The 26,555-nt window shown below is 70.5% G+C and carries 27 protein-coding genes and 2 tRNA genes; 11 read left to right on the forward strand and 18 right to left on the reverse strand.

From position 1 onward, the window contains the following. Positions 1–28: 28 nt before the first annotated feature. On the reverse strand, positions 29–904 hold the full coding sequence (locus tag JOM49_RS04490; RefSeq protein WP_209663091.1) for a helix-turn-helix domain-containing protein: 876 nt from the start codon (positions 902–904) through the stop codon (positions 29–31). A gap of 191 nt (positions 905–1,095) precedes the next feature. Here JOM49_RS04490 and gnd point away from each other — a divergent pair, with 191 nt between their 5' ends. Next, positions 1,096–2,535: an NADP-dependent phosphogluconate dehydrogenase gene (gene gnd / locus JOM49_RS04495; protein WP_209663092.1), complete on the forward strand. Its 1,440-nt coding sequence runs from the start codon at positions 1,096–1,098 to the stop codon at positions 2,533–2,535. Between the two features lie 260 nt (positions 2,536–2,795). Here gnd and JOM49_RS04500 read toward each other — a convergent pair whose 3' ends face one another. Then, complete coding sequence (locus JOM49_RS04500; RefSeq protein ID WP_209663093.1) at positions 2,796–3,563, reverse strand: S1 family peptidase; 768 nt, start codon at positions 3,561–3,563, stop codon at positions 2,796–2,798. A 166-nt stretch (positions 3,564–3,729) separates the two neighbouring features. Here JOM49_RS04500 and JOM49_RS04505 point away from each other — a divergent pair, with 166 nt between their 5' ends. Continuing rightward, on the forward strand, positions 3,730–4,563 hold the full coding sequence (locus JOM49_RS04505) for a CPBP family intramembrane glutamic endopeptidase (RefSeq protein WP_209663094.1): 834 nt from the start codon (positions 3,730–3,732) through the stop codon (positions 4,561–4,563). On the opposite strand, the gene JOM49_RS04510 is transcribed toward JOM49_RS04505, so the two are convergent. From JOM49_RS04510 to JOM49_RS04545, 8 genes are all read right to left on the reverse strand, one after another. Continuing rightward, complete coding sequence (locus JOM49_RS04510; RefSeq protein ID WP_209663095.1) at positions 4,511–5,251, reverse strand: Clp protease N-terminal domain-containing protein; 741 nt, start codon at positions 5,249–5,251, stop codon at positions 4,511–4,513. The genes JOM49_RS04505 and JOM49_RS04510 overlap by 53 nt on opposite strands. Positions 5,252–5,302: 51 nt before the next feature. Beyond that, on the reverse strand, positions 5,303–6,091 hold the full coding sequence (locus tag JOM49_RS04515; protein WP_209663096.1) for an IclR family transcriptional regulator: 789 nt from the start codon (positions 6,089–6,091) through the stop codon (positions 5,303–5,305). A gap of 17 nt (positions 6,092–6,108) precedes the next feature. Continuing rightward, on the reverse strand, positions 6,109–6,336 hold the full coding sequence (locus JOM49_RS04520; protein WP_209663097.1) for a hypothetical protein: 228 nt from the start codon (positions 6,334–6,336) through the stop codon (positions 6,109–6,111). A 170-nt stretch (positions 6,337–6,506) separates the two neighbouring features. Beyond that, on the reverse strand, positions 6,507–7,169 hold the full coding sequence (locus JOM49_RS04525; RefSeq protein ID WP_209663098.1) for a YigZ family protein: 663 nt from the start codon (positions 7,167–7,169) through the stop codon (positions 6,507–6,509). Next, a complete protein-coding gene (locus JOM49_RS04530) occupies positions 7,138–7,782 on the reverse strand; it encodes a response regulator (RefSeq protein ID WP_209663099.1) in 645 nt (214 codons plus the stop codon). Before JOM49_RS04530 ends, JOM49_RS04525 begins: the two co-directional genes overlap by 32 nt. Then, positions 7,779–9,245, reverse strand: coding sequence for a GAF domain-containing sensor histidine kinase (locus JOM49_RS04535; RefSeq protein WP_308158648.1), 1,467 nt, complete (start codon positions 9,243–9,245; stop codon positions 7,779–7,781). The genes JOM49_RS04530 and JOM49_RS04535 overlap by 4 nt, the downstream gene beginning before the upstream one ends. Positions 9,246–9,314: 69 nt before the next feature. Beyond that, positions 9,315–9,713 carry a pyridoxamine 5'-phosphate oxidase family protein gene (locus JOM49_RS04540; RefSeq protein WP_245369230.1) on the reverse strand — a complete coding sequence of 133 codons (399 nt, stop codon included), beginning with the start codon at positions 9,711–9,713 and terminating at the stop codon, positions 9,315–9,317. Between the two features lie 32 nt (positions 9,714–9,745). Further along, positions 9,746–10,636 (reverse strand): phosphatase PAP2 family protein, encoded by an 891-nt coding sequence (locus JOM49_RS04545; RefSeq protein WP_209663100.1) that lies wholly within the window; start codon positions 10,634–10,636, stop codon positions 9,746–9,748. Positions 10,637–10,747: 111 nt separating this feature from the next. Here JOM49_RS04545 and JOM49_RS04550 point away from each other — a divergent pair, with 111 nt between their 5' ends. From JOM49_RS04550 to JOM49_RS04585, 8 genes are all read left to right on the forward strand, one after another. Next, a complete protein-coding gene (locus tag JOM49_RS04550; protein ID WP_209663101.1) occupies positions 10,748–11,425 on the forward strand; it encodes a response regulator in 678 nt (225 codons plus the stop codon). Continuing rightward, entirely contained in the window at positions 11,422–12,855 is a 1,434-nt protein-coding gene (locus JOM49_RS04555; RefSeq protein WP_209663102.1) for an ATP-binding protein, read from the forward strand. The genes JOM49_RS04550 and JOM49_RS04555 overlap by 4 nt, the downstream gene beginning before the upstream one ends. A gap of 116 nt (positions 12,856–12,971) precedes the next feature. Next, entirely contained in the window at positions 12,972–13,304 is a 333-nt protein-coding gene (locus JOM49_RS04560; protein ID WP_209663103.1) for a hypothetical protein, read from the forward strand. 65 nt (positions 13,305–13,369) lie between these two features. Next, a tRNA-Ser gene (locus JOM49_RS04565) sits at positions 13,370–13,459 on the forward strand. Positions 13,460–13,872: 413 nt separating this feature from the next. Further along, positions 13,873–14,133, forward strand: coding sequence for a hypothetical protein (locus tag JOM49_RS04570; RefSeq protein WP_209663104.1), 261 nt, complete (start codon positions 13,873–13,875; stop codon positions 14,131–14,133). A gap of 8 nt (positions 14,134–14,141) precedes the next feature. Next, complete coding sequence (locus JOM49_RS04575) at positions 14,142–14,387, forward strand: hypothetical protein (protein ID WP_209663105.1); 246 nt, start codon at positions 14,142–14,144, stop codon at positions 14,385–14,387. Positions 14,388–14,400: 13 nt separating this feature from the next. After that, a complete protein-coding gene (locus JOM49_RS04580; protein ID WP_209663106.1) occupies positions 14,401–17,154 on the forward strand; it encodes an FtsK/SpoIIIE domain-containing protein in 2,754 nt (917 codons plus the stop codon). After that, positions 17,151–17,507 (forward strand): hypothetical protein, encoded by a 357-nt coding sequence (locus tag JOM49_RS04585; protein WP_209663107.1) that lies wholly within the window; start codon positions 17,151–17,153, stop codon positions 17,505–17,507. The genes JOM49_RS04580 and JOM49_RS04585 overlap by 4 nt, the downstream gene beginning before the upstream one ends. Here the strand turns inward: JOM49_RS04585 and JOM49_RS04590 are convergent. Continuing rightward, complete coding sequence (locus JOM49_RS04590) at positions 17,504–19,951, reverse strand: DUF8508 domain-containing protein (RefSeq protein ID WP_209670801.1); 2,448 nt, start codon at positions 19,949–19,951, stop codon at positions 17,504–17,506. The two genes, JOM49_RS04585 and JOM49_RS04590, sit on opposite strands and share 4 nt — an antisense overlap. Before the next feature lie 167 nt (positions 19,952–20,118). Continuing rightward, on the reverse strand, positions 20,119–21,210 hold the full coding sequence (locus JOM49_RS04595) for an IniB N-terminal domain-containing protein (RefSeq protein ID WP_209663108.1): 1,092 nt from the start codon (positions 21,208–21,210) through the stop codon (positions 20,119–20,121). 274 nt (positions 21,211–21,484) lie between these two features. Here JOM49_RS04595 and mptB point away from each other — a divergent pair, with 274 nt between their 5' ends. Beyond that, positions 21,485–22,888, forward strand: a complete 1,404-nt coding sequence (mptB, locus tag JOM49_RS04600) for a polyprenol phosphomannose-dependent alpha 1,6 mannosyltransferase MptB (protein ID WP_209663109.1) — start codon at positions 21,485–21,487, stop codon at positions 22,886–22,888. A gap of 7 nt (positions 22,889–22,895) precedes the next feature. On the opposite strand, the gene JOM49_RS04605 is transcribed toward mptB, so the two are convergent. From JOM49_RS04605 to JOM49_RS04630, 6 genes are all read right to left on the reverse strand, one after another. After that, complete coding sequence (locus JOM49_RS04605; protein ID WP_209663110.1) at positions 22,896–23,957, reverse strand: hypothetical protein; 1,062 nt, start codon at positions 23,955–23,957, stop codon at positions 22,896–22,898. A gap of 276 nt (positions 23,958–24,233) precedes the next feature. Further along, the gene (locus tag JOM49_RS04610) at positions 24,234–24,632 is read right to left on the reverse strand and encodes a hypothetical protein (protein ID WP_209663111.1); all 399 of its coding nucleotides are present in this window, start codon (positions 24,630–24,632) and stop codon (positions 24,234–24,236) included. Between the two features lie 539 nt (positions 24,633–25,171). Beyond that, a tRNA-Ser gene (locus tag JOM49_RS04615) sits at positions 25,172–25,262 on the reverse strand. Between the two features lie 48 nt (positions 25,263–25,310). Continuing rightward, complete coding sequence (locus JOM49_RS04620) at positions 25,311–25,523, reverse strand: CsbD family protein (RefSeq protein ID WP_209663112.1); 213 nt, start codon at positions 25,521–25,523, stop codon at positions 25,311–25,313. Positions 25,524–25,584: 61 nt separating this feature from the next. After that, complete coding sequence (locus tag JOM49_RS04625; RefSeq protein ID WP_209663113.1) at positions 25,585–26,052, reverse strand: nucleoside deaminase; 468 nt, start codon at positions 26,050–26,052, stop codon at positions 25,585–25,587. Beyond that, positions 26,052–26,534 (reverse strand): tRNA adenosine deaminase-associated protein, encoded by a 483-nt coding sequence (locus tag JOM49_RS04630; protein ID WP_209663114.1) that lies wholly within the window; start codon positions 26,532–26,534, stop codon positions 26,052–26,054. Before JOM49_RS04630 ends, JOM49_RS04625 begins: the two co-directional genes overlap by 1 nt. Between the last annotated feature and the right edge of the window lie 21 nt (positions 26,535–26,555).

Raw genomic sequence — 26,555 nt, forward strand, 5'->3', positions numbered from 1 at the left:
GGCGGCCGCCACACCCGGCGGCAACTTCCTACCCGGGCGCCGAACTGTCCTTCGCCAGTTGTGCGCGGTAGTGCTCCGCCAGTTCCTTGAAGAACTGCCGGGTGTCCTGGTGCTCCAGGGCAGCGCCACGCAGCCGGTCCCACGAGTCGACGAAGAGCTGGAAGTCCTTCTGGTCGTCGAGGTACAGCCCGCCGGCGGAATGCTCGATGTAGACGAAATCCCTGGTGCGATCGGGAAAACGCATGATGGTGAAGTCGTTGGGCACCGAGGCCAGCCGCGCGTCGAAGGGCAGCACGTGCAGGTAGACCCGGGCGCGCTTCTCCAGTTCGAGCAGGTGCTCCACCTGGTCGAGCATCACGCCGGGCGAGTGCCCGCCGGGTGCCCGGCGCAGCGCGGCCTCGCTCAGGATGAACCGGTAGTACGGCGGCTGCTGCTGGTCGAACACGGCCTTGCGGTCGAGCCGGTTGCGCACCAGTGAGGTGACGTCCGTGGCACCCGCTTCGGTGAACTGCTTGAGCATGTAGTGCTCGGACTGCAGCGGGCCGGGGATGCGCTCGCCGTGCCAGGTCAGGATTTCCGCGGCGGCGGGTTCGAGGTCGGTGAAGGTGCGGAACCAGTGCGGCACCACCGAGCGGTAGCCGGACCAGTGCCCGCGCTGCCCAGCCGCGGCACGGGCCAGGTTCATCAGGGTCTCGGCCTCGTCGCCGACGATGCCGAAGGCGTCCAGCATCGCGCGCACGTCACCGAGTTTGACGCCGACCGCGCCCGACTCGATCTTGTTGACCTTGCCCTGGGTGCAGCCCAGCACGTCGGCGACGGCCTGTTGGGTCATCCGGGCCGCGTTGCGCGCGTGACGCAACTCGTTGCCCAGCTGCTTGCGGCGGGAGGTGATGGTGCTCGCCATCAGCGTCCCCCGACCTGGCAGGCCAGTCCCACGGCACCCCTCAACAGGTTTCGTATTAATCGGCGATGACGCTCCGACATTACCCTCTCACGCAGCGGAAATCGACTACTCCAGCCAGGCTGGTCCGGCAACTCGCCCGTAACCGGAGTACGCGACTAACCTGCGATCAGGATCGATACGGAAGGCGGCACATGACCAAGAAGGCGAGCATCGGGGTCACCGGGCTGGCGGTGATGGGCCGCAACCTGGCCCGGAACCTGGCCCGGCACGGCCACACGGTGGCCCTGCACAACCGCTCCGAGCAGCGCACGCGGGACCTGGTGGAGCAGTTCGGCTCGGAGGGCGAGTTCGTCCCGGCGTACTCGGCGCAGGAGTTCGTCGACTCGCTGGAACGCCCGCGCCAGGTGGTGATCATGGTGAAGGCCGGTGCGCCGACCGACGCGGTGATCGAGGAATTCGCGCCGCTGCTGGAAAAGGGCGACGTGATCGTGGACGCGGGCAACGCGCACTTCGCCGACACGCGCCGCCGTGAAGCCGACCTGCGCGAGCGCGGGCTGCACTTCGTCGGCACCGGCGTCTCCGGTGGCGAGGAGGGCGCGCTGCACGGCCCGAGCATCATGCCGGGTGGCTCGCGGGAGTCCTACGAATCGCTGGGGCCGCTGCTGGAGGACATCTCCGCGAAGGTCGACGGCACGCCGTGCTGCGCGCACATCGGGCCGGACGGTGCCGGGCACTTCGTGAAGATGGTGCACAACGGCATCGAGTACGCCGACATGCAGCTGATCGCCGAATCGTTCGACCTGCTGCGCGGCGCCGCGGGCTACGAGCCGGCGCAGATCGCCGAGGTCTTCCGCACCTGGAACACCGGGCGGCTCGACTCCTACCTGATCGAAATCACCGCGCAGGTGCTCGCCCACACCGACGCGGCGACCGGCAAGCCGTTCGTGGACGTGGTCGCCGACCAGGCCGAGCAGAAGGGCACCGGGCGCTGGACCGTGCAGATCGGGCTGGACCTCGGGGTGCCGATCAGCGGCATCGCCGAAGCCACCTTCGCGCGCTCGCTCTCGGGCCACGCCGGCCTGCGTGCCGCCGCCCGCGGCCTGGCGGGCCCGTCGCGCGCGAAGCTGACCGGCGCGGACGCCGAGCGCTTCGCCGACGACGTGGAGCAGGCGCTGTACGCGTCGAAGGTGGTGGCGTACGCCCAGGGGTTCAACCAGATCCAGGCTGGGAGCACGGAGTACGGCTGGGACATCGACCTGGGGCAGATCGCCACGATCTGGCGGGACGGCTGCATCATCCGCGCCAAGTTCCTCGACGACATCCGGGCCGCGTACGCCTCGGAGACCGAGCTGCCGACGCTGCTCACCGCGGGCCTGTTCCGCAAGGCCGTCGAAGACGCGCAGGACGCCTGGCGCTCGGTGGTCTCCACGGCCACCCGCCTGGGCATCCCGGCCCCGGGCTTCGCCACCTCGCTGGCCTACTACGACGGCCTGCGCGCGGAACGCCTGCCCGCCGCCCTGATCCAGGGCCAGCGGGACTACTTCGGCGCCCACACCTACCGCCGGGTGGACCGCGAAGGCTCGTTCCACACCGAATGGGCCAAGGACGACCGCCCAGAACACCCCGCCTGACCCTCCGGCTCCTGTCACGAACGCGGGGTTCAGCCGCAGGAGTGTGGCACTCGGCTGCACGAGTGTGGGGTTCGGCTGCCTGAACGTGCGACTCGCCCGGCACCCGAACCCCACACTCAGGCACCCGAACCTCACGTTAAGGAGGCTGAACTGCACGTTCGGGAAGCCGAGTGCCACGCTCGGGGCACCTGCAATGCTGTGAGTGGGGCATTACTTGCAATCAACGCAAGTAATGCCCCACTCCTGGCATTCAGCTGCGGTCAGCCGACGTTTTGTGAGATCCAGTCCGCGTAGGCCGGGGCCGAGGTGTAGATGGACGGGCCGGTGGCGCAGGTCGGGTCGCCGTTGCCGGTGCGGCTGGTGACGCCGATCAGCTCGTACTTGCCACCCGCCGAGACGACCTGCGGGCCGCCCGAGTCGCCGTAGCAGGCGCCCGCGTTGCCACCCGGGTTGTCGGTGCACAGCTCCAGGCTGCCGTCGATGCCGGTGCACTGGTCCGCGGCGACGAGCTGGGTGTCCAGCTGCTGCAGCTGCACCGGCGCGTCACAGCCACCGCGCTCGGGGCAGGTCTGGCCCCAGCCGAGCAGGCGGGTCTGGGTGCCGGCATCGGTGGTGGTGCCCAGCGAGACCGGCGCCGAGCTGGCCGGCGCGGACAGCTTCACCAGCGCGATGTCCCCGCCCGCCCCGGTGCCGTTGTAGTCCGGGTGCACGATGACCTCGGCGGCCTGCGCTTCCTCACCACCGGACGTGCGGTCGTTGCTGCCGATCCGCGCGCTGATCGAGTCGGCCGACGAACCCTGGACGCAGTGCGCGGCGGTCAGCACCCATTCCGGGGAGATCAGCGAACCACCGCAGAAGTGGTTGCCGCCTTCCTGCAGCGAGACCATCCACGAGTACTCCTGGTCGGCGTCGTTCCCGCCGACGATGAACGGGCTGACATCGGCACCGGCCGGTGTCGCGCCGACCACCGCGGCCACCGCGCAGGCCGCGCCGGTGAGCAGGCCCACGACCAGAGAACGTGCCTTCATCCGCATCTCCTTCTCGCTGCCCCCTTGCCTCCCCGGGGGATGACACGCAGCGTAGGCACTGTTGGTAAATCATTAACACCCTTCGAAAGTTCCAACTCACTCGACAGCATGAACGAAGGAACCTTGCGTACCAGCCGGTTTTCCACTAGCGGGTAAGTTGCCCCGGGTGAGTTACCACCTCCAGACCCGCGGCCCCGCCTACCGCTGGTGGCGGCCGCTGCTCGGCGCGGCGGTGCTCGTCGCGGTCGCCTTCGCCTGCCTCGCCGTGTTCACCGCACTCGCGGACGCCCTGGTCACGAGCACCGACCAACGCTGGGAAATGGTGCTCAGCTTCGGCGCGCTCGCGGTCACCCTGCCCGCCGCCTTCGCCGCCGCCCGGTTCGGCGAGCGCCGACCGGCGGGCACGGTGTCCAGTGTGGACGGTCGGCTGCGGTGGCGGTGGCTGGCCGAGTGCGCGGGCTGGGCGGTGGCCGCCTTCGCCGCGGCGGCCGTGGTCGACCTGCTGCTGGGCGCGGGCTGGGACGGCAGCGGCTGGCCCGGCCTGCCCACCTACCTGTCGATCGTGGCGCTCACCCTGCTGCTGGTGCCGTTCCAGGCGGCGGCCGAGGAGTACGTCTTCCGCGGCTGGCTGCTCCAGGCTTTCGGCGCCTGGATGCGCACGCCGTGGCCGGGCGCGGTGCTCAGCTCGGCGGCCTTCGTGGCGACGCACGGCTACACCTCGCCGCCGATCATCGCCGAGTTGTTCGTGTTCGCGTTGATCCTGTGCTGGCTCACCGTGCGCACCGGCGGCCTGGAGGCGGCGATCGGGCTGCACGCGGTGAACAACATCGCCACCATGGTGCTGGCGGGCGGGGCCCCGATTCCCGACCAGAGCACGGTGACCGCGACCTGGGGTGACGCGGTGCTCATCGCGGCACCTTCGGTCTTCTACGCCTGGCTGGTCGACCTCAGGTACCGGAAGCGGGCCGCTGAGCCAGAATCTGTGCCAGCACCCGACTGATCTCGGCTTCCACCTTCTCCTTGGTGATGCCCGCTTCGGTGAGCACTTCCACCGCGCGGCCTTCACCGAGTTCCAGCAGGCTCAACAGGAAGTGCTCCGCACCGACGTAGTTGTGCCCGAGCCGCAGGGCTTCCCGCGAGGTCAGTTCGAAGAGTTTGCGCCCACGCGCGCTGATCGTGGCTTGCTCCGGCACGGTTTCCGCGGCGGGCTCGAACGAGGCGACCAGCTGCGCGCGCAGCTCGTCCGGCGAAGCTCCCAGTGCCACCACGGTTTTCGTGGCCAGGTTCGCCGGATCGCCGAGCAACGCGACCAGCAGGTGTTCCGGTTCGATGCGGGCGTTCCCGGCGGCGAGCGCGACCTGCTGCGAGCCGACCACGGCCTGCCGCGCACGATCGGTGTAGCGGGCGAACGACTGCATCACCTCGGCCAGCGACTGCCCGTCGCTTTCCTTGGGCACGAACCGTTTCTGCACGGCCTGCTTGCTCACGCCCATGCTGCGCCCGATGTCGGTCCAGGACGCGCCGGAGCGCCGCGCCTGGTCGACGAAGTGGCCGATCAGGTGGTCGGCCACCTCCCCCAGGTGATCGGCGGCGAGCACCGCTTCGGACAGGTGCCGCAACGGGTCGGCGCCGGGGTGCTGGTTCTTGATGAGCTCGATCATCGTGTCGAGCTTGACGGGGTTCTCCATGCGTCAACCATAAGTTGACGAATGCGCATCGTCAACCCTGGGTTGACCAGCTCAGCCCCGGCCCCCGACCGCCAGCCCCATCCGTTTGGCGCGCGGCGCGCCCAGGGTGCGGGAGATCCCCCGGGCCGCCGCTCGCACCGCCGGCACCAGCGTGCGCGGATCGGTCCCGGTCGCCGGGACCGCCACCGAGATCGCCGCGACCGCGGTGTCCTCGGCGCCGAACACGGGAGCCGCGACGGAAAGCCCCACCAGTTCGATCTGGCCGTCGCTGATCGCGATGCCCTCGCGGCGGACGTCGGCGAGTACCCGCCGCAGCCGCTCCGGCGACGCGATCGTCTTGTCGGTGAACCGCTTCATCGGCCGCGCGAGCACCCGCTCGGCCACGTTGGCCGGGGCGTGCGCAAGCAGCGCCAGCCCGACACCGGTGGCGTGCGCCGGCAGCCGCCCGCCCGCCCGTGACGGCACCGGCGTGTGCCCGGAAAGCCGTTCCAGGTACACCACGTCGGGTGCGTCTAGCACGGCCAGTTGCACGTTCTGCCGGGTGGCCTCGTGCAGGTCCTCCAGGAAGGGCATCGCGGTGTCGCGCAGGCCGAGGCCGTGCGGTGCCAGCGAAGCCACCTCCCACAACCACAGGCCGACCCGGTATCGCCCGGAGTCGGCGCGCTCCAGCGCACCACGCCGGACCAGCCCGCCGACGATGCGGTGGGTGGTGGACAGGGGCAGGCCGGTACGCCTGCTCAGCTCGGACAGGGTCAGTTCGGGGCGCTCCGCGCTGAACGCGTCGAGCACGTCCAGCACCCGGTCGGCGACCGATGGAGTTCCCGGGGCGTTGTGCCGCATTAAGCCAGCCTCGGTGGTCAGTGCGCGACGGAGCGGCCCAGCGGGTTGCCGGTCCGCTCGGCGTCCGGCCCGCTCTGCTCGCCGAGCACCCCCGTCGACTGGGCCGGAACGACCACAACCGCCACGGGTCCCCCGGTGGAGCGCCAGCCAGACGGCGCGTGCACCGAAGCGGTGAGCAGTACCGCGAGCACGGCGAGCGTGCGCAGGTACATGGGTATGTCTTCGACCTGGATCACTTTTCTCATCGGCGCTCTCCCCTGCTAGCCGAGGATCGCTCCCAGCATTCAATGTCCGCGGCGGACCGGCCAGGGCCCCATGCCCCATTCCGGTCCGGGTCCAACGGCCCTACCGCGAGCACCACGGAATCAAGGAGGCGCGGCGGCGGCCGCCAGATACACCGGATACCGCGGAAATCTCAGACTTTCCCGCGGACCCAGTCCTCGCCGCCGGCCTCGACCGCCGCGCTGCCGCCGGTCAGATCCGCCAGCCAGGCACGGAAATCGGCCACCTGGTCCGGGCGCACGCCGACCTCGAACCGGGCGGCGTCGTCGTAGGAAGTGCTGGTGACCCGGTACTTCGACGAATGCAGCTCGCCCTCGACCCGGCCCGCGCGGCCGTAGTCCACGCTCACGCGCAGCAGGTTCAGCCGCCGGTACTCGACCGTGCCGACGACGTCGAGCGCGTCGGCGACCGCCTGGCCGTATGCGCGGATCAACCCGCCCGCGCCGAGCAGCACCCCGCCGAAGTGACGGCTCACCACGGCGACGGTCCCGGTCAGCCCGCGCCGCCGCAGCACCTCGAGCATCGGCGTGCCCGCGGTACCCGCCGGTTCGCCGTCGTCGCTGGAGCGCTGGGTGCGGCCGTCCGGGTCGAGCACGAACGCGTGGCAGTGGTGACGCGCCGCCGGTTCCGCACGACGGCGCTCGGCGATCACCTCGCGTGCGGCCTCCGCCGAGTCGACGGGCGCGAGCGCGCAGAGGAACCGCGACCGGCGCACCTCGATTTCGTGCACCCCGGCCGCGGCGACCGTGCGGTAGGTGTCGCGGTCAGGGGTGGGACCGCCTGCGCTTGGTGGCATACACCGCGGCCTCCGTCCGGCGTTCGAACCCGAGCTTGTGCAGCAACGACGATACGTAGTTCTTGATCGTCTTCTCCGCGAGCCCGAGCCGTCCGGCGATCTGGCGGTTGGTCAGGCCGGCCGCGATCAGGTCCAGCACCCGCCGTTCCTGCGGGCTGAGCTGGGCGTACCCCGGGTCGGCCGGGCCGTCGTCGCCGCGGAGGCGGCTCATCACCGACGCGGTCAGGTGCGCGTCCAGCAGGGAGCCGCCCGAGGCGACCGTGCGGACGGCGTTGACCAGGTCGCCGCCCGAGACCTGTTTGAGCATGTACCCGGCCGCCCCGGCCATGATCGCGCCGAACAACGCCTCGTCGTCGGAGAACGAGGTGAGCATCAGGCAGGCGGGTGGTGGTTCCATCGAGGCGCGGATCTCGCGGCACACCGAGATGCCCTCGCCGTCGGGCAAGCGCACGTCGAGGATCGCCACGTCCGGCAGGGCCGCCGGGATCCGGATCAGCGCCTCGGCCGCGGTCGACGCCTCACCGCACACCACCAGGCCGTGTGCCTCCAGGACCGTGCGCAGGCCGGTGCGGACCAGTTCGTGGTCGTCCAGCAGAAAAACCGAAACCGTCATCGGACCTCCGGGAGCCGGATCACCCAGTCGAGGGTCGTCCCGCCATCGGGCCCGCCCCGTACCGCACAACTGCCCTGCCACCGCTCGGCGCGCGCGGTCAGGTTCGCCAGCCCGCTGCGCCTGACCGGTGCCGCGGGTATGCCGATGCCGTTGTCCACCACCGTCAACCGCAGGCCCCGGCCCTGCGCGTCGACCGCGACGTTCACCGACACCTTCGTCGCCTTGCTGTGCCGTGCCGCGTTCGACAACGCCTCTCGCAACGTGGCGAACAGATCGGCCTCCACCGCGGGCGGCACGGCGGCGTCCACCGCCCCGGTGAAGCCGACGCGCGGCGCGAACCCGAGGCTGCCCTCCGCCTCGGCACAGGCCTGCGAAATCCGCGTCCGCAGGCCTTCCGCGGGCTGTTGCAGGGCGAAGATGCTGTTGCGGACCTCGGTGATGGTGGCGTCCAGGTCGTCGACGAACCGCCGCAGCTGCCCGGCCACCCGCGGCTCGTCGAGCAGCAGGCCGGTCGACTCCAGGCCGAGCGCGATCGCGAACAACCGCTGGATCACCAGGTCGTGCAGGTCGCGGGCGATGCGGTCGCGGTCCTCCAGCACGGCGAGGCGCTGGCGGTCCTGCTCGGCCCTGGCGAACTCCATGGCCACCGCGGCGTGCGCGCCGAAGGTCAGCGCGAGCCGGACCTCGGTGTCGGTGAACGGCACCTCGTCGCGCAGCTTCGCCACCACCAGCACACCGAGCGACTCGCCGCCGACGCGCAACGGCACGGCCACCGCCGAGTCCAGGTCGGCGATCACCGGCGGCAGATCCCGCCCGGACCCGGACTGCTGCACGGTGACGTGGTCGCCGTAGCGGCGCACCACCACCGGTTCCCCGCTGGTGAACGCGATCCCGGTGGCGGTGCCCTCGGCGGGCACGGTCAGCCCGGTCAGCCGGTCGGCGTCCGGCCCCGGTGGTTCGACCACCTCGAACGAGAGCACGGCACCCGTCTCGTCGACCGGCCGCGCGATACCGCCCGCGGTCGCACCGGCCACCAGCCGCGCGCGTTCGGCGATCAGCCGCAGCGTGGCCTCGGGATCCTCACCGGCGAGCAGCGCGGAGGTGACGTCGTGCGAGGCACGCAGCCAGCGTTCGCGTTGCTCGGCCTGCTCGTACAGCGCCGCGTTGCCGATCGACCCGCTGGCCGCGGTGAGCAGCATGCGGACGCGGTCGGCGTCGGCCTCGGTGAATTCCTTGCCGCGGAGCCGGACCTCGCCGAAGCGCTCACCACGGACGTCGATCGGCACCACCAGCTCGCCCGCGGCATCGGGTGCGCCCGCACCGGTGCGCCGGACCACCCCTTCGGGCGCACCGGTCAGCTCGCACGCGGCGCCGGCCACCCGGTCGAGGATCTCGGGCACGCTCGCGCCGTGGGCGATGCTGATGACCGCGTCCAGCATGTGCTGGGCGCCGTGGTCGTTCACTGGGCGCGCACCAGTCCCGTCCGGCAGGGGGAGCTTTCGCCAGAGTGGTCGACTTCGGCACCCTGTTCGTTACTGGCCCACTCGCAACCGGCGTCCCGCCACCACTTCGAGGGAAATCCGCACCACGCACTCCCCGCCGGTCAGCTCGTGCGGGTTGGCGTGCCCCAGCACGGTGACCCACCAGCCTTCGCCCAGGTCCGGGGTCAGCGAATCCGCCTCGAAGGCCAGCACGTTCCCGCGGGCGGCGGCCGCCAGCACGCTCGTGGACGGCACGTGGAAGCGGACCGCGTGCTCGTCGAGGGCGAACCGGACCGGCTGCACCGCGGGCATACCGCGATCGGTGAACACCACCCGCCCGAGCCCGGCCGTGCCCAGCAGCTCGAGCGACTGGGCCCGGTTGAGCACCTCCTGGCCGAACGAGTCGAGCATCCCGGTTCCACCCGTCCTCACCGCCGCGGCTTCCCCCATGTCGACACCGTGCCGGGAACCGGGGCGGTCCACTAGGGCCGTTGGACCCGGTGCCGGTCGCCGAGCATCAGCCAGGTCACCAGCCCCACCATGACGACCGAGGACAGCACGGCCATCACCACGGCCACCACCAGCACCCCGCCGCCTTCGGCACCCACGGTGGTCGCCAGGTACCCGGCACCGGCGACCAGCACCGGCGCCACCAGCACGGTGGCCGTGGGCAGGAAGGAGCTCGGGCGCCGGGTGCCGCGGAAGGCGATCGCCAGGCAGCACAAGGCGCTGACCAGGAACACCGCACCGAGCGTGTCGCTGAGCCGGTGCCACCCGAGCACCACGGTGGACGCGGCCACCCAGGCGACGCCGACCGCACCCGGGACGGCGGCCCACACCCGGTACCGACGGGGCAGCACCAGCATGGTGGCCAGCAGCACGGCGATCGCCGCGGTCACGTGCCCGCTCGGGAAGCTGTTGTGCCCCGGCGCGCCCTCGCTGTCGCCCAGCCGCGGTCGCGGCAGCACGGCGAGCTTGAGGAACTGCGCCGCGGCCAGCGACCCGAGCAGCGTGACCAGCGCGCCACCGGCCAGCGCGTACCGGCGCCTGGCCAGCGCGAGCAGCGGCAGCACCACCGCGGTCACCCCGAGCAGCGGCACGAAGTCGACGTCGCGCAGCAGCCCGGCCACGGAGTCCGTTGTGGACGGACGACCGGCGAGCAGCGTGCTGTTCTCCACGCGCTGCCCGCTCTCGGTCAGCACGAAGAACCAATAGGTGTAGGCGAACGCGAGCACGCAGCCGAACGCGCCCGCGAGTGGGGTCGTGGCGATCCGGCGGCTGCGCCGTCCGTGACGCGCCGGGCGGGCGGGTGCCTCGTCCATGGACGCGGACGCCGGGCCGATGGAGTTTTCAAGGACCAGACTGACCTGCATGAATCCCATGGTCGCCGCGCTGTTTCGCGGTCTCGTCCGGGTAATGTCATGGTTTTGCCACAAAGGCAGGCGCACATCGCGGGGACGGGCGCCCGTCGGTTTAATGACCGGGTGGCCATGGTCTTACTGGTGGAGGACGACCGCGCCGTGCGCGAGGGCCTCGGGCTGGCCCTGCGCCGCCAGGGGCACGTCGTGCACGCCGCCGAATCCGGCGAGCACGGGCTCGACCGGTTGCGCGAGCACCGGCCGGACATCGTCGTGCTCGACCTGATGCTGCCCGGTATCGACGGCTTCGAGACCTGCCGCCGCATCCGCGCCGACGGCGACACGCCGATCATCATGCTCACCGCGCGCAGCCACGACTTCGACGTGGTGGCCGGGCTCGAAGCCGGGGCCGACGACTACGTGGTCAAACCGGTCGAACCCCGGGTGCTCGACGCCCGCATCCGCGCGGTGCTCCGGCGGGCGGTGAGCGAGCAGCAGAGCGACACCGAGCAGTACGGTGAGCTGGTGATCGACCGCACCGGCCTGGTGGTCACCCTGCGCGGTGAGCCGGTGCCGCTGACCCCGACCGAGCTGAAGCTGCTGCTCGAACTCTCCCGCACCCCCGGCCGCGTGCTCAGCCGCCAGCAGATCCTCGAAGCGGTGTGGGAGCACGACTACCTGGGCGACTCGCGGCTGGTGGACGCCTGTGTGCAGCGCCTGCGCGCGAAGATCGAGCGGGTACCGGCGAGCCCGCGCCACGTCGAAACCGTGCGCGGGTTCGGGTACCGGTTCGCCCGCCCATGACCCGGAACCGGCCGTGGCAGTGGCTCTCCGGGCTGCGGCCCCGCCTGCTGGCGGCGTTCGCGCTGGCCACCGTGCTCGGTGCGGCGGCGGCCAGCGGCGCGAGCTACGTCTCCGCCCGCAACACCATGCTCGGCAGCGCGCAGGACGACTTCATGAACGAGATCAAGCGCCAGGTCACCGAGACGCTGCCGCAGTTGTCCGTGCCGCCGGGCCAGGCCGACCTGGAACAGCTCGCGGGCGCGCTCACCGGGTCGACCCTGGTCACCTACGAGGACAGCGCCTCGTCGGGTCGCGGGTTGCCGCTCAGCTCGGTGCCCCGGGAACTGCGGGATTCGCTCAAGGGCAACGACCACATCGAGTTCCAGCGGGTGCTGGTCGACGAGGTGCCGATGTTCTACGTCGGCATGCCGGTGCTGGCCCCCGACGCCACCGGCGCCAGCCGGCCGACCGGCATCGAGGTGTACGCGTCGATGTCGCTGTCCGACGAGCAGCGCGCCATCGAGGAACTGGCGCAGTGGGCCTGGCTGACCGTCGCGCTGGTGTTCCCGCTGGCCGCCGCACTGGCGCTGCTCGCCGCCCGCGGGGTGCTGCGGCCGGTCCGCCAGCTCAACGTCGCCGCCCGGCGGCTGGCCGAGGGCAAACTGGACACCCGCCTGCGGGCCCGCGGCTCCGACGAGCTCGCCGACCTGGTCAACACCTTCAACGAGACCGCGGTCGCGCTGGACCGGACCGTCGGTGAGCTGCGGCAGATGGAGGCCGCGGCCCGCCGGTTCGTCGCCGACGTGTCCCATGAACTGCGCACCCCGCTGACCGCGATGAGCGCGGTGACCGGCGTGCTGGACGAGGACGCCGGCCAGCTGCCGCCGGACACCGCGGTCGCCGCGCGCCTCGTCTCGGAGGAGACGCGCAAGCTCGCGCGGCTGGTGCAGGACCTGATCGAGATCTCCCGCTTCGACACCGACCGCGCGGACCTGCGGCTCGACGACTGGGACCTGGCCACCGCGATCGGCGACAGCCTGGCCGCGCGCGGCTGGCGCGACAGCCCCGATCTGGTGACCGAGCTGCCCGAAGGCATCGGCGCCAGGGTGGACCGGCGGCGGCTGGACGTGATCGTGGCGAACCTGGTGGGCAACGCGCTGCGGCACGGCGGTCCCCCGGTCGAGGTGAAGCTGCGCGCGGACGCCGCGATGGTGCTGGTGGAGGTGTCCGACCACGGCCCCGGCATCGATCCGGCCGTGCTCCCACACGTGTTCGAGCGGTTCTACAAGGCCGACAGCGCCCGCGCGCGGTCCGACGGCAGCGGCCTCGGGCTCGCCATCGCGCTGGAGAACGCCCGGATGCACGGCGGGGGCATCTACGCGGAAAACCGGCCGGAAGGCGGCGCGCGCTTCACCCTGCACCTGCCCCGATTCACGGAGGTGGCGCGGTGAAACGAATCCTGCCGCTGGTACTGGTCCTACTACTCACCGCCTGTGGTGTCCGACCCACCGACGGGGTGATTTCCGCTGGTCCGGCGCCCGCGTTCCCCGGGCGGAACCAAACCGAAATGACCCTTTATTTCCTGCTCGACGGGCGCATCTACCCGATCACCCGTGCGACCCCGGGTGTGGCCAGTCCGGAAAGCACCCTGCGGGCGGTGGTCAGCGGCCCCAACGACGAGGAACGGCGCCGCGGCCTGGACTCCGCCGTCCCGAGGTCGTCGAAGGTGGCCTACAACGACCAGCTCACCGTGTTCCTGCCGGTCCCGCTGGCGGACCTGCCGAAAACCGCGCTGGACCAGCTGAGCTGCACCACGGTGACCTCCGGCCTGTGGGGAAACCTGCGTGTCGTCGGCACCGACGCCGCCACCAGCGACCTGGTCGGCTGCCCGACCTTCTGACGAGGTGTTCGCCCAGCTCAGACCCCGCATCCGGGCGGGAGCGGGGGTCCTGTAGCCTTCTCGGCGGAGGATTGGCCGAGCGGCCTAAGGCGCACGATTGGAAATCGTGTTGGGTGTAAAAGCCCTCACGGGTTCGAATCCCGTATCCTCCGCCAACTGCGAAGCCCCGGGTAGGCCATCTGCCCGGGGTTTTCGCTGTGCGTGAGCGCGCTCTACCGCGTCCTACCCGTTCGCCTGATGCTCCGGCGCGCTCGAGGCCCGCATACTGCAATGAAACTAGTGCTGCCACTCGTTGGAGTCAGTAGATGAGGCCACGATCCCGCGCGGCCGCATGCCGCCCACCGCGTCCCACCCGGGCGCGAAGGGCACCGACGTTAATACTGGCACCAGATGGATCTTGCGGGGGGATCGGTCCGGCGTTCGGGCGTGCGGCCACTAGTGTTCGGGCCGATCACCGGCCCCGGGCAGCACCTCGTCCGGGGCTCGGCCCGTTCCGGGCCGCGGCCGGGCACCACCGGAGGCCGGGCACGACCACGCACCAACGATTTGTCGAGGAGTCCGCAGCCCCATGCCTGGAGTGGATGAGATCCGCGCAGGAATCGCGCTTTCCAAGGAGAAGGCGTCGGCCAGCGTCGCCGCTCTCCAGCAGGCCGCCCAAGCGCTCGAGGAAGCCCAGCTTACGCTGGCGCAAGCGACTTCGGGCAGCACCCAGCCCGAGGTCGGCCAGGCCCACGGCATGTTCGCCGAGGCACTGCAGGGCATCACCGGTACGCAGAGCACCATCCAGGCCGCCATTTCCGCCGCCGACTCCTACTCGGCCCGGCTCTAAGCCCGCCGATGTCGGTCTCCGAACTCCACGAACGGCTGACGTCGGTACGGGCGGCCGCGGCCGACGCGGTGGCGCACCTCGATCGGGCGGCCGAATTGCTCAACGAGGCGCGCCGCGCGATCGTCGACCCGCAGGCGCAGGCGGATCCCTGGATCCCGCCGCAACTGTCCCAGGCGGCCGACCAGCTCGACACGCACAAGGCCCGGATCGCCGGGGCGGACGAGGCGCTGGGCACGTATCTGGCCATGCTCTAGTGAGGCGGCGGGGATGAGCAAGCGTAGCGAGCAACGCGGACGCGTGACGGCGGCACTCGACCAGCTCCGCCGCCACCTCGGCCTGGCGCTCGGCGCCGCGGCCAGCGCCCGGCAGGAAGCCGAGGCCGATCTCGCCAAGCTCGAACTGGAGCGGATGATCGTCCGCGCCGGCATCGAGCGGGCGGGCGCGGACGAAGCCATCGCCGAACGGTCCCGGCAGCCGGGCATGACCGACGTGGTCAACTGGCTGCACACCGTCCGCGGCCAGTTCTACGCCGACTGGGCCGAGGGCCCGAACACGCTGCGCGAACTCGTCGGCCGGGCCGCCCCGGGAGCGGCCGGGGACCCGCCGGGGCACTGGCTCGGCCGGGTCAGCACCAACCCCGGCACCTCGGTACCGGAGCTGTGGCGGATCGGCACGTCCACTGTGGACAGCAAGACCACCGGGGTGGCGCAGACCTTCGACGTGGCCGTGCCGCTGCTCGACGAGTCGCACCTGTCGATCACCTCGGCCCCGAAGACCCGCCCGACGGTGGACGCGCTGGTGGAGAACCTGCTGATGCGCGTGCTGTCCACCTTCGAACCGGGTGCGGTGCGGGTGCACCTGTGGGACGTCGGCCAGCTCACCGCGGTGCTGCCGAACCTCTACCCGCTCAGCCGCACCGGCGCGCTCAACGTCTGCGACCCGACCCGCCTGCAGGACCTGCTCGACGAACTCGCCGGGCACATCCGCCGCATCCACGCGCACACCATGCAGGGCGGGCACACCTCCCTGCGCGCGATGCGCCTGGCCACCGGCAAGCGCCTGGAGCCGTGGCGGATCGCGGTGCTCTTCGGCAACGGTGAGGAGCTGCAGTCCGAGCGCCTGCGTGACCTGCGCCGGGTGGCCAGCAGCGCGTTGTCGGCCGGGATCTCGCTGATACTGGTGGACGTGCCGACCACGCTCGGCGGTTCGGTGGAGAACATCAGCCTGATCGACGAACGCCGCGCGATCTCCAGCATGACCGGCACCGATCTGGTGGTGTCGCTGGACCCGCCGCTGCCGTCCAGCCAGGTGAGCATGGCCGCGACCCGGCTCGCCGAAGCGCTCATCCAGAAGCAGGGCGGCCCGCGCTCGTTCGCCGATCTGCTGCCCGGCGAGTTCGGCCAGGAACGTTCGGCACACGAACTCCGTGCCCCGGTCGGGTTCTACGAGGGTGACCCGGTCGAGGTGGTGATCGGCGACGCCAGCCCGCACGCGCTGATCGGCGGTCCCAGCGGGTCCGGCAAGACGAACTTCCTCTACGCCCTGCTCGGCAGCCTCGCCGCGCGGTACTCCCCCGACGAGCTGGCGCTCTACCTGCTCGACTTCAAGGAGGGCGTGTCGTTCGCCGGGCTCGCGCCAGGGCGCAAGGACGCCAGCTGGCTGCCGCACGCGCGCCTCGTCGGGGTGAACGTCAACACCGACCGCGAGTTCGGCCTGGCCCTGCTGCGCTTCCTCGCCGACGAGCTGCGGCGGCGCTCGGCCGCGGCCAAGGACCACGAGGTGACCAACCTCGCCGACCTGCGGGAACAGGATCCGCACGGGCACTGGCCGCGGATCGTCGCGGTGATCGACGAGTTCCAGTACCTCTTCGCCGGCCGGGACACGGTGACCGCGCAGGCGACCTCGCTGCTCGAGGACATCGCGCGGCGTGGCCGGTCGCAGGGCATCCACCTGGTGCTGGCCAGTCAGGACGTCGCGGGCATCGAGGCGTTCTGGGGCAAACCGGCCATCTTCGAGCAGTGCACGCTGCGCATCGCGATGCCGAAGGCACGCCGGGTGCTGTCCGAGACCAACGAAGCGGCTGTCTCCGCGCCACGCTGGCACGCGGTGGTCAACCACGATTCGGGCGTGTCACACGGGAACCAGCTCGCGCACGTGCCGGATGCCTCCACGAAGGACGTCTTCCCGAAGCTGCAGCGCCAGTTGTGGGAACGCTTCGCCAGCAACGCCGAACCCCGGCTGTTCGACGGCGCGATCTCCCCGCTGCTGGAGGAGAACGACGAGTTCGAGCGGCTACCCACATACACCCGGCCGCGCATCCTCGTCGGGCAGACCATCGGCGTGCGCAATGACGCGCACGTCGTGGAGCTGTCCCCCACCCCGGGCCGGAACTTCGCGGTGCTCGGCACGGCGATCCGCGAAGCCCTGTCCATCATGGACTCCTGTGCCCGGTCGCTGGCGCAGCAGTACGTCCCCGGCCAGGTCGAATTCCTGGTGTGCAACCTGGTCGACCGCTGCCAGCCGTCGGTCGACGAACTGTGCAAGAAGCTGGCGGTCGAACAGCACGAGGTCACCACGATCGCCGGGCCCGACCTGCCCGGCAGGCTGACCGAATACGCCGAGCAGCTGTCCACTGTGGACAAGCAACGCGTGCTACTGCTCTACGGCGCCGAAGCCGCGCTGCCCGCGCTGGAGGCCAAGGCGCCGGGCGTGCTCAAGAGCGGGCTGGACCACTTCCGGGTGCTGCTGAAGCAGGGTCCCGGCTCGGGTTTCCACACGATCGGCTGGTGGCGGGCGATCGCCAGGCTCAAGGACACGCTCGGCTTCGCCGGCACCGACGACATCGGCGCCTGGGCGGCACTGGACGTGCAGGGCAGCGAGCTGAGCCCGTTCTGCGCCGGTCAGGTGGTGCACTGGTCACCGCGGCCGGGGCGCGCGTTGTTCTTCGACCGCACCACCCACGCCAGCCCCGAAGTGCTGATCCCCTTCCACCACCCCGATCCGGAGCAGGTGCGCCCATGACCAGCGCCGCCATGCGGTACAAGGAGATCATCGGCCTGGCCCGCGGCGCGGAGGAGAACCTCCGCACCTGGGAGCTGGCCAGGGCCGACGAACTGGAGCACGTGCTGGCCGACGCGCACCAGGCGGTCGCCGCCGCGAAGGAACGCGAGGCGCAGACCATCGAGCGCGTCAACCGCTGGTGGCGCATGGCCGAGGACAACGTCTCCCGCCTGTCCTGGCTGGAAACGGGCGCCGGCCCGGGACCGAACCCGTCGGCCCGCGGCGCGTACCTCGACCGCTACCTGGAAGAGGTCCGCGCCGCGTACCAGGACCTGGTGCAGGCGATCCTGAAGCTGGGCTGGCGTTCTCGCTAGACGCCCGGCTTCTTCGACAGGATCTGCTCGAGCCAGTCGAGCAGGTCGAAGAGGCCGTCCTGCACGGCGTTCCCGGTGCCCGGCCGGAACCGGACCAGCTGCGGGTCGTGGTCGCTGGCCTGCTCGGCGAACTCGGCGTTGATGTGCACCACGTCGTAGTCGACGCCACGCGGGGCCTTCGACGCCAGGATGTGGTCGAGCACCTGGGAGTTGCCCTCGAACACGTAGCTGTACCGCTCGTTCTCCGGCAGCGTGTCGATCAGCGCCTTGAGCGCGCCACCCGAGGTCAGCGTCCGCACGGTCGGCGAGAACGGGAAGTCGTTCAGGTCACCGGCGACCACCACGTTGGCGTTGCGGTCCGCGGCCAGCAGCTGGTCGACGAACCCGCGCAGCACCTGCGCCTGCTGGAGCCGCTGGACCTCCGAGGTCCGCGCGGGCGGCTGGAACCGGCCGTGCGTCGGCTGGTCACCGCCCTTGGAGGCGAAGTGGTTGGCCACCACGAAGACCTTGCGGCCGCCGAAGACGAACTCGCCGGCCAGCGGCTTGCGGCTGTTCGCCCACGCGGCGTTGGCCGGGTCGACCCGGCCCGGTGAGACGGTCAGCTTGGCCTTGCCGCGCTCCTTCTCCACGCCCACCGGGGTGGTCGCGTCGCCACCCGGCCGGTCCACAAAGGACACGCGAGCCGGGTTGAAGAGGAAGCCGACGCGGATGTTGCCGCCCGGCTCACCACCGTCGCGGACATCCTGCGGGTCGATCTGACGCCACTCGTACCGCGGGCCGCCCGCCTGCACGATGGCGTCGGTGAACCGCTTGAGCGTCTGGTCGGCGGCGACCACGCCGTCACCCTCGGCGGCGGCGCCGTTGTTGTCCTGGATCTCCTCCAGCGTCACGATGTCCGGCGAAGCCAGGTGCTCGACGACGCCGTCGGCCAGCGCGTCGAACTTCGCCTGCTCGTCGGCCGCGGACAGGTTCTCCACGTTGTAGGTCGCCACGGCCAGCTCACCGGTGCGCTGCTTGCGCGTGGTCTCGCGGACCAGGCCGTTGTCCTTGACCTCGCCGAGCGCGGTGGCGAAGAGCGTGTAGCCGCCGAAGCTGTCGTACTCCACCGGGCCGGAGGTCAGGCCGGTCAGCACGTCACCGGTGTTGGCCTGCGGGAACGGGCGCTCGGCGAACGGGATCAGCGACTCGATCTTCAGCACGCCGGTGTTCGGCCGGTCGTAGCCGAGGTAGGCGCTGCCACCGCGGGCGGTCGCGTGCTCCTGGGGTTTCGTGGTCACGTAAAGCTCGTTGTACTCGGTGCTGCGCCCGACGATCCGCGTGTCCGAGACCTGCACGATCTCGCTCTCGTGGGCTTCCCAGAAGTCCAGCGAGTACTTGGCCGGTTCGAGGTCGAGGCCCTCGATGTTGCCGCCCGGCTGTGCGACCAGCTCGCCCGGCACGGTGTCCGGCCCGGCGGTCGTCGGCGCGGGCAGGGCGTTCCCGCTGGATTCGACCGTCCACTGTGCACTGGTCAGCTCGGTCAGCGACTGGTAGTTCGAGCTGGCCGGGTTGTCCGGGTAGAACTCCTTGACCGTGCCGCTCGCGGTCACCGCGTCGCCGACCTTGACCGCGGGCGTGGTGCTGCCGGTGAAGACGAACAGGCCCTCGCTGGTGCGCGGGTCGGTGTCCGGGTTCGGGTCGGTGAGCCAGAAACCACGCGCGCTGCCGAAGGTGCGCAGCGCGGTGACCACGCCGGTGACGTCCTTGACCCGCTTGCCGTCGAACGGCGAGAGGCGCTTGGTGCCCTGGACGTCGTGGATCCGCGCGGAAACCCCGGGTTCGTTGCCGCCGGGCGTCTCCCCCTTGGTGTTCACCGGGGTCGGCTCGCCGGTGGCGAAGTCGGCCGCGTTGTCGTCGGTGTCGGCGAGGGTGGCGCGTGCCGAGGAGGTCCCGTTCGCGGTCGCCGGGGCGGCGGTGCCTTCGCGGACCACGGCCGAGCCGTAGCCGACCAGGTCGCGGATGCGGGGGTCGGCACCGCAGTCGGCCACCGTGCGGCAGCTCAGCCGCTCGGTGCCGGTGACCAGGGCGACCGTGCCCGCGGTCGCGGCGAGCGCGATGGTGCCGGTGGCGTCGGCCGACGGCAGCTTGGTGGTGCCCCCGGCTCCGCTCGCCTCGGCGACCAGGTACCGGCCGCCGGACGGCAGGGTTCCGCTGAGCGGGGTCACCTGCCACTGACTGGACGGGTTCGCCGACGCGGGCAGGTACTGCACGCTCCAGCCGTCCAGCGAAATCGCGGCGTTGGCGGTCGCCAACTCGATGAAGTCCGTGGTCAGGGAGGCACCGGAGTTGCCGCCGCCCCCGTAGACCTCGGCGATCACCGCGTCCGGGCTGGGCACGGCCAGCGCGGCGGGGGCGAACGTGGCGGCAAGGGAGACGGCCACCGCACCGGCGAGGGTGGCCGGCACGGTTCGTCTGCGTCGGAGCGAGGTCACGCAGGCATCCTTACCCAGACGGGTGAACGGGGGAAGACGTATGCGCAACGGTTACCGACGGCGGACGACGAAAGGCGGGCACCGGGGTGTTCCCGGTGCCCGCCTTCGCTGTGCGTCGAGGAGGGTACTGCGTCAGTGGCTCAGAGGCCCAGACCGTCGGTGAGGTCGCCGACCACCGGCAGGTTGCCGACCTGCGGGGCGAGGTCGCCCACCGGGGTGCTGTCGACGATGCCGCCGACCGGGCTGTCCTGGACCACGCCGGTGACGTTGCCGACCACGCCGGTGACCTGGTCGAGGCCCGGCAGCTCGTTGGCGACGGGGAGGTCGATCGGCAGGTCCGTGGGCAGCTCGGTGGGGAGCTCCGAGGGCAGCTCGGGCAGGTCCACCGGCAGCGACGAGGTGATGTCGTCGAGGCCGTCGAGGCCGAACGAGCCCAGCGGGGAGTCGACCGACAGGCTCAGCGCGTCGGCCGGGTTGCCGGACAGGTCCGCACCGACCTGCAGGCCCAGGTCGCCGACCGGGGTCTCCAGGCCGCCGCCGACCGCGGCACCGTCGGTGCTCACGGCGAGGGCGCCGTCGGCATTGCCGAGGAAGGTCTCGACGTCGGTGCTGCCGGCGACGCCGCCGAGGCCACCCGCGGCGGCCAGGCCGACGCCCGCGGCGTCGGTGCCCACGCCACCGCTGGCGGCGAGGCCGTCGAGGCCGACCGCGGTCGCGCCCTGGGCGGCGACGCTGTCGTTGCCGAAGCTCAGGCTGCCCGCGAGGCCGCCGGTGCCACCGGCGGTGGCCACGCCCAGGTCACCGAGGCCGGTGGCCAGGCCCTGGCTGGCGGCGAACTCGGTGCCGTCGGCGGCGATGGCGCTGCCACCGGTGAGGAACTCGTTGGCGAAGCCGAAGCTGTTGGCGAAGGCGCCGTCTTCGATCTGGGTGGCGGAGGCGAAGTCACCCAGGAACGGGGCGACCTGGCCGGTCACCTGGTGGGCGAAGAACTCGAGGGTCTGGACGGCGTCTTCGGCACCGTCGGTCGGCAGCGCGCCGAGCAGGTCGGTGACCGGCAGTCCGGCCTGGTCGGCCACCAGCGGCAGCACCTCCTGCACGTCCTGCGCGGTGACGTCACCCAGGCCGGCGTCGCTCAGCACGGCGGTGGGGTCGGCGGCGAAGGCGGACCGGGCAGCGTCGTCGGTCAGCAGGTTGAGCACGAAGTCGTGCAGGGTCACGTCCTGGAGAGACAAGGTGGAACTCCTCATTGGCGGGAAAGCGTCCAGGGCACCACGCCGAAAACCGGCTCGCGTGCCGGGACTGACGTTATGGACTCGAGACCGAACGGACATCGGGGATCACGCGCGGCGATCCCCCTCATCCGAACGAGGGCTCACCCACTCACCCATTAGGGGGTTAGGGGATCACCAACTGGGGGTGGCCCGCTACTGGGACTTTCCCCACAGCCCTCCTGGGCGATCCGCCATTCGGGGGGCGCCGGGCGGCTGCCGTGACTAGCATTGCGCGATGCTCCGGGCTGATCAACTGCGCTGGGTCGGCTTCGCCGGCGTCCTCCTCCTAGTGGTGACCACCCTGGTGAAGGGCGGGGCGCCGGTGCTCGCGGCGGGGATCGCCGGGATGGGGCTGCTGGTGCTGGCCTGGACCCTGCTCGGCCGCGTGCTCATGGAACTGCCGGACACGCGCTGGCTGCGGTGGACCCTGGTGCTGTGGGGCGCGCCGCTGATGATCGCTCCGCCGCTGTTCAGCGGGGACGTGCACAGTTATCTGGCGCAGGGCGAGATCGCCGCGCACGGGCTGGACCCGTACACCTTCGGTCCGGCGGAGGCCTTGGGCACGGGGTCCGCGATGACCGAGCGCGTGAGCGGCTACTGGCAGGACACGCCTTCGCCGTACGGGCCGCTGTTCAGCCTGCTCCAGCGGTGGATCGCCGGGGTGGTGGGCGAGAACCCGTATGCCGGGGTGATCGCGCACCGGCTCATCGAACTGGCGGGCTTGGCGCTGATCGTCTGGGCCGTCCCGCGCCTGGCGAAGGCGGCGGGTGTCTCCGAACGGGTGGCCCTGTGGCTCGGTGTGCTGAACCCGCTGGTCCTGTGGCACTTCGTGGCGGGCGTGCACAACGACTCGCTGATGCTGGGCCTGATGCTCGCCGGTACCGCGTTCGGCCTGGAAAGCCTGCGGTCGTCGCGGATCGACTGGTCGCAGATGTCGATCGGCTTGTTGCTGGTGGCCGCCGGGGCGCTGGTGAAGCTGCCCGCCATCGTCGCCCTGGCCGTCCTCGGCACGGCGATCGCCCGTCGTCAGGGCGCCACCTGGGGCCGCCTGGCCCTGGTCGGCGTCGCGATGGTGGCCGGCATGGCCCTGGTCTCGGCCGCGGTCTCCATCGGCACCGGCTTCGGCTTCGGCTGGCTCCGGACTCTCGGGACGTCCGGCAGCGTGAACAGCTGGATGGCCCCCACGAACTGGTTCGGCTTCCTGACCGGCGGCGTCGGCTCCTTGTTCGGGGCGCACATCACGCAAACCATGATCGGCGTCGGCAAGATCATCGGCTACGCGGTGATCGCTGGTGGCGTCGGTTTCGTGTTGCACCGCCAACTGAAAGGCCGCCTGAACGCGGTCTCGGCGCTGGGCGCGATGCTGCTGGTGGTCGTCGCCTTCGGGCCGGTGGTTCAACCTTGGTACATCCTGTGGGCCGCGATCCCCCTGGCCGCCTGCTTGCCGACGGGCCGCTCGCGCAACGTACTGGTGGGTTTCCTGGCCGTCTTCGCCGTGGTGCTACCGCCGCTCTCGGGCAGCCCGGGCGTCCTGATCACCGGGTACCTGGGCAGCGTCATCATCGTCGCCGCGTCCTACCTGGCCTTGGACCGCCTGGCCCGCCGCACCACTCCGGAACCGGTGAAAAGCCCGGGGTAGTGCGCCGTCAGCACTCGATCACTTCACGGACGTAGCAGGTAGGCGCATTGGCGGTGGACGTCGTCCGGAACGGCACACCATTGTTGTCGATCCTCGTCGTTCCTGTTCTGCCCTGCGAGGACCAGGCCAACTCCACCACCCAGTCGCAATCACACTTCTCCGTAATGCCCTCGATGATGAAACTCTCCGGATCTTCGAGTGCCACAGTGTAAGGGAACTTGATCGGTTTCACTTCGTAGTCCGGCGTGTCAGCCATGACGTTTCCCGACTCGAACTTCGAGGACACCTCGGGTGGGTTCTTGTCGAGTTCGACGCTCATACTCCGGAATACCCCATCCCCGCCGCATTCGCGTTCGAGCGTCTTACCGGTGACCGGCTGCCGTTTGGCCACTACCTTCACCGTCGCTTTGGTCAACACCACTCGAGCGGCGCCCTTGCCTTGGACGATCAAGGTTTGCCTACCACCTGAAGCTTGCACCCCGTCAGAAACTGCCGGCCATTTTCTCCAGCCATACGAGGCAGCGTCGGAAGGCATCGGTTCAGCGATCTTCGTGACATCCTTGTCCGTCACCCAGTCGCCACCGAGGCCGCAGGTCGAGTCCAGCATTTCGACCGTGCAAGTGAAGGGCAGGTCGCCCACCGTGGCTTCACTGCCTTCCTTCTGGCACGAAGTCGACTTCGTGCCCGCCGGTGACGGACTCGCCGACGGTGGGCTCGTCCCGCTTTCCGCCTCACTGGGGCCGGCCACGGGAGTTTCTGCCGGGGCGGGGGTTGCCGATCGCACTACGACGGAATGGGTGCTTACCACGATCACCAACACGGCAGCCAGCACGATGGCCACTCCGAGCACCAGACTCAGCACCACTTTGGGAGACGGCCCGAAGCTGATGTTCCCCGCCGACCCACCGAAAGTCATACTGGTGTGCACTTTGCTGTTGTAGCTGGAAACCCCCGCGCCCTGGACCACCGTTCCAGCAGTGGTCCCATCGATATCGGCGGCTTCGTCGTTCGGCGGAGCCAACCGCCGCCGGAATCGATCGATCAAGGAGCCGACGCCGAAACTGACCACGACAAGGACACCCACCGCGGCCCAAGCCCACGGGTTCCGCACGTGTTCGGTCGCCAGGTTGATCGCAACGCCCAGTGCCGCGCTGATGATCGTCGCGACGAGCGGAAGAAGGTGGGACTTCAGCCAGGTTTTGATGACGTCACCCCGAGTTCACTAGGCGTGTATCTGGCGGGTGAGTCGCCGGGGGCACGAGCGGGGTTACAGGTGGCGGCGAACCGACTCGAATCGATATCGCGCCAGGCGCGCCGCGAGGACTTCGCGGCGCGCCCGATGCTTTCAGCTGTTGATCGAAGCGAGTTGGTGCTGTCGGTGCCGCAGCAGGTAGAGGAAGCCGACGATACCGATCGCCGTCTGCAAACCCGTTTCGCCCAGCAGTAGCGCGGCCGTGACCAGCACCGCGCTGATCGTCAGCAGGATCGCGAAGATGCGGCAGGCCGCTCCCCGCCGACCGTAGAGCAACTGGTGGGTGATCCCGTGCCAGCTGACGCAGTGCCGGCGAGGCTCCTGGCTCGTCCGCCGGAGCGGCGCTGCCTCGGCACCCGCGGCCAGCAGTTCGTCGAGGCCGACGAAGTTCGTTTCGCCGGCGGACGATGGCTCACGTCCGTGAATATTCTCAACCCGACCGGGCGGTTGGTCCTCTGGCCATTCACCTGCGGGCGAAGCTATCGTGGTCACGCTTGTTCCTTCCTGTGGATCTCAACGGCTGGTGAAGGTGCAAGCACCTTTGTGGCCCCCTGTTGCACCAGGGGGCCACATCTCTGCGTGTGGACCGGGCCTGGAAATCGTCGCCCGAACCGCGTCCACGGAACAATCATGGCGAAGGCGATCCCATCGGGTCGAGCCCGGCAGGCAACCAAGCGCCCAAAGGCGGCCGATTACTCGATTCCGACCAGGCGGACCGAATCTTGTCCCTCGATCGGCCGCCGTCACCCATTTGGGGAGCGTCTTTCCTGATCAAGTAGGCACCGACAGGTGCTTTATCGCCTGACCTGACGAATCGCTTCTGGTGGGTGACCCATTCAGGGAACCGGGATTGCCGAGAGATAGATCTTGACGTGCAGCCGCACGTGCAGACGCCCGTTCGAGAGAAGCCAGACCGTTCGTCGCGCTATAACGACCGTTAGTCCACGCTGCCGACACCTACGCCGAAGAGGCCACAGACGACAAAACGCCCGGTGAGTCCTGGGAGACTCACCGGGCGTTCTGCCTGGCTCTGGCGGTAGCGGTGGGATTTGAACCCACGGACGGGGGTTACCCGTCACACGCTTTCGAGGCGTGCTCCTTCGGCCGCTCGGACACGCTACCGCCGACTAGGTTACTGCATGGCCGTCACCGGGTGACAGCGGGGGCTGGTCAGCGGTCTTCGGGGCGCTTGCCCTTGAGGTCCTGCACCGCGCCCTGGGCCTTGTCGCGGAGGTCGTGGCCGGTTTCCTTGACTTCGCCCTTGGTCTGGTCCGCCTTGCCCGAGTCCTTCAGGTCCTCGTTGCCGGTGCTGTGACCGAGCTTCTCCTTGGCGGCGCCCATCGCCTGCTGGGCCTTGTCCTTGGCCTTGTCCACGAGGCTCATGAGAGTCCTCCATTCAGTTGGTCCCCCTCGGGTACCCACGAACCGGAAAGGGAATCGCCGGTCACTCACGCAGGTGTGCGCGGTGACCACCGAAGAAGTCCGCCAGCAGCCCTGCGCACTCGCCCTCCAGCACCCCGCCGTACACCTCTGGCCTGTGGTTCAGCCGCGGATCACGCACCACGTCCCACAGCGAACCGACCGCGCCGGTGCGGGGTTCCCAGGCGCCGAAGACCACTCGCGACACGCGCGAAAGGACCAGTGCGCCGGCGCACATGGTGCAGGGTTCGACGGTGACCGCCAACGTGCAGCCGTCCAGGCGCCAGCCGTCGCCGTGCACACGGGCGGCCGCGCGCAGGGCCAGCACTTCGGCGTGCGCGGTCGGGTCGCCGAGTTCTTCGCGGGCGTTGCGGGCGCTCGCCAGCACCGAGCCGTCCGGGGCGTAGACCACGGCACCGATCGGCACGTCGCCGGTGGTGAAAGCGCCCCGTGCCACCTCGATGGCGGCCCGGACCTCGGCTTCGAACCGCATCACACTTCGTCGAGCAGCTTCGTGAACTCGTCGGCGAAGCCGCAGCGCTGCGCGATCATCAGGAGCTGGTCGTCGGGGTAGCGGTCCACCTCGCCGACGATCACCTCCAGCTCGGCGCCCGGCAGGCCGAAGTCGGCGAGGATCTCCAGGTCGCCTTCGGGCCAGATGGCGTCGTCGTCCTCCTCCGGCGGGTCCACCCGGAGCAGGTCGAGCACGTCCGCGGCGATGTCGTAGTCGAGCGCCGCGGCGGCGTCGGACAGCAGCAGTGACGCGCCGCGCGGGCTCGGCCGCACGATCACGAAGAACTCGTCATCCACCGCGAGCAGGCCGAAAACGGCCCCGGTGGACCGCAGTTTCGCCAGCTCGGTGATCGCGGCGTCCAGCTCCGCCAGTGCCCCGGTGTCCAACTGCGAGCAACGCCAACGGCCGTCCTCGCGCACCACGGCCACCGCGAACCCGGTGATCGCCTCCTGCCCCGCCATGCGCACACCGTATACCGCGCG

Source organism: Amycolatopsis magusensis, assembly GCF_017875555.1.
Taxonomy (GTDB): domain Bacteria; phylum Actinomycetota; class Actinomycetes; order Mycobacteriales; family Pseudonocardiaceae; genus Amycolatopsis; species Amycolatopsis magusensis.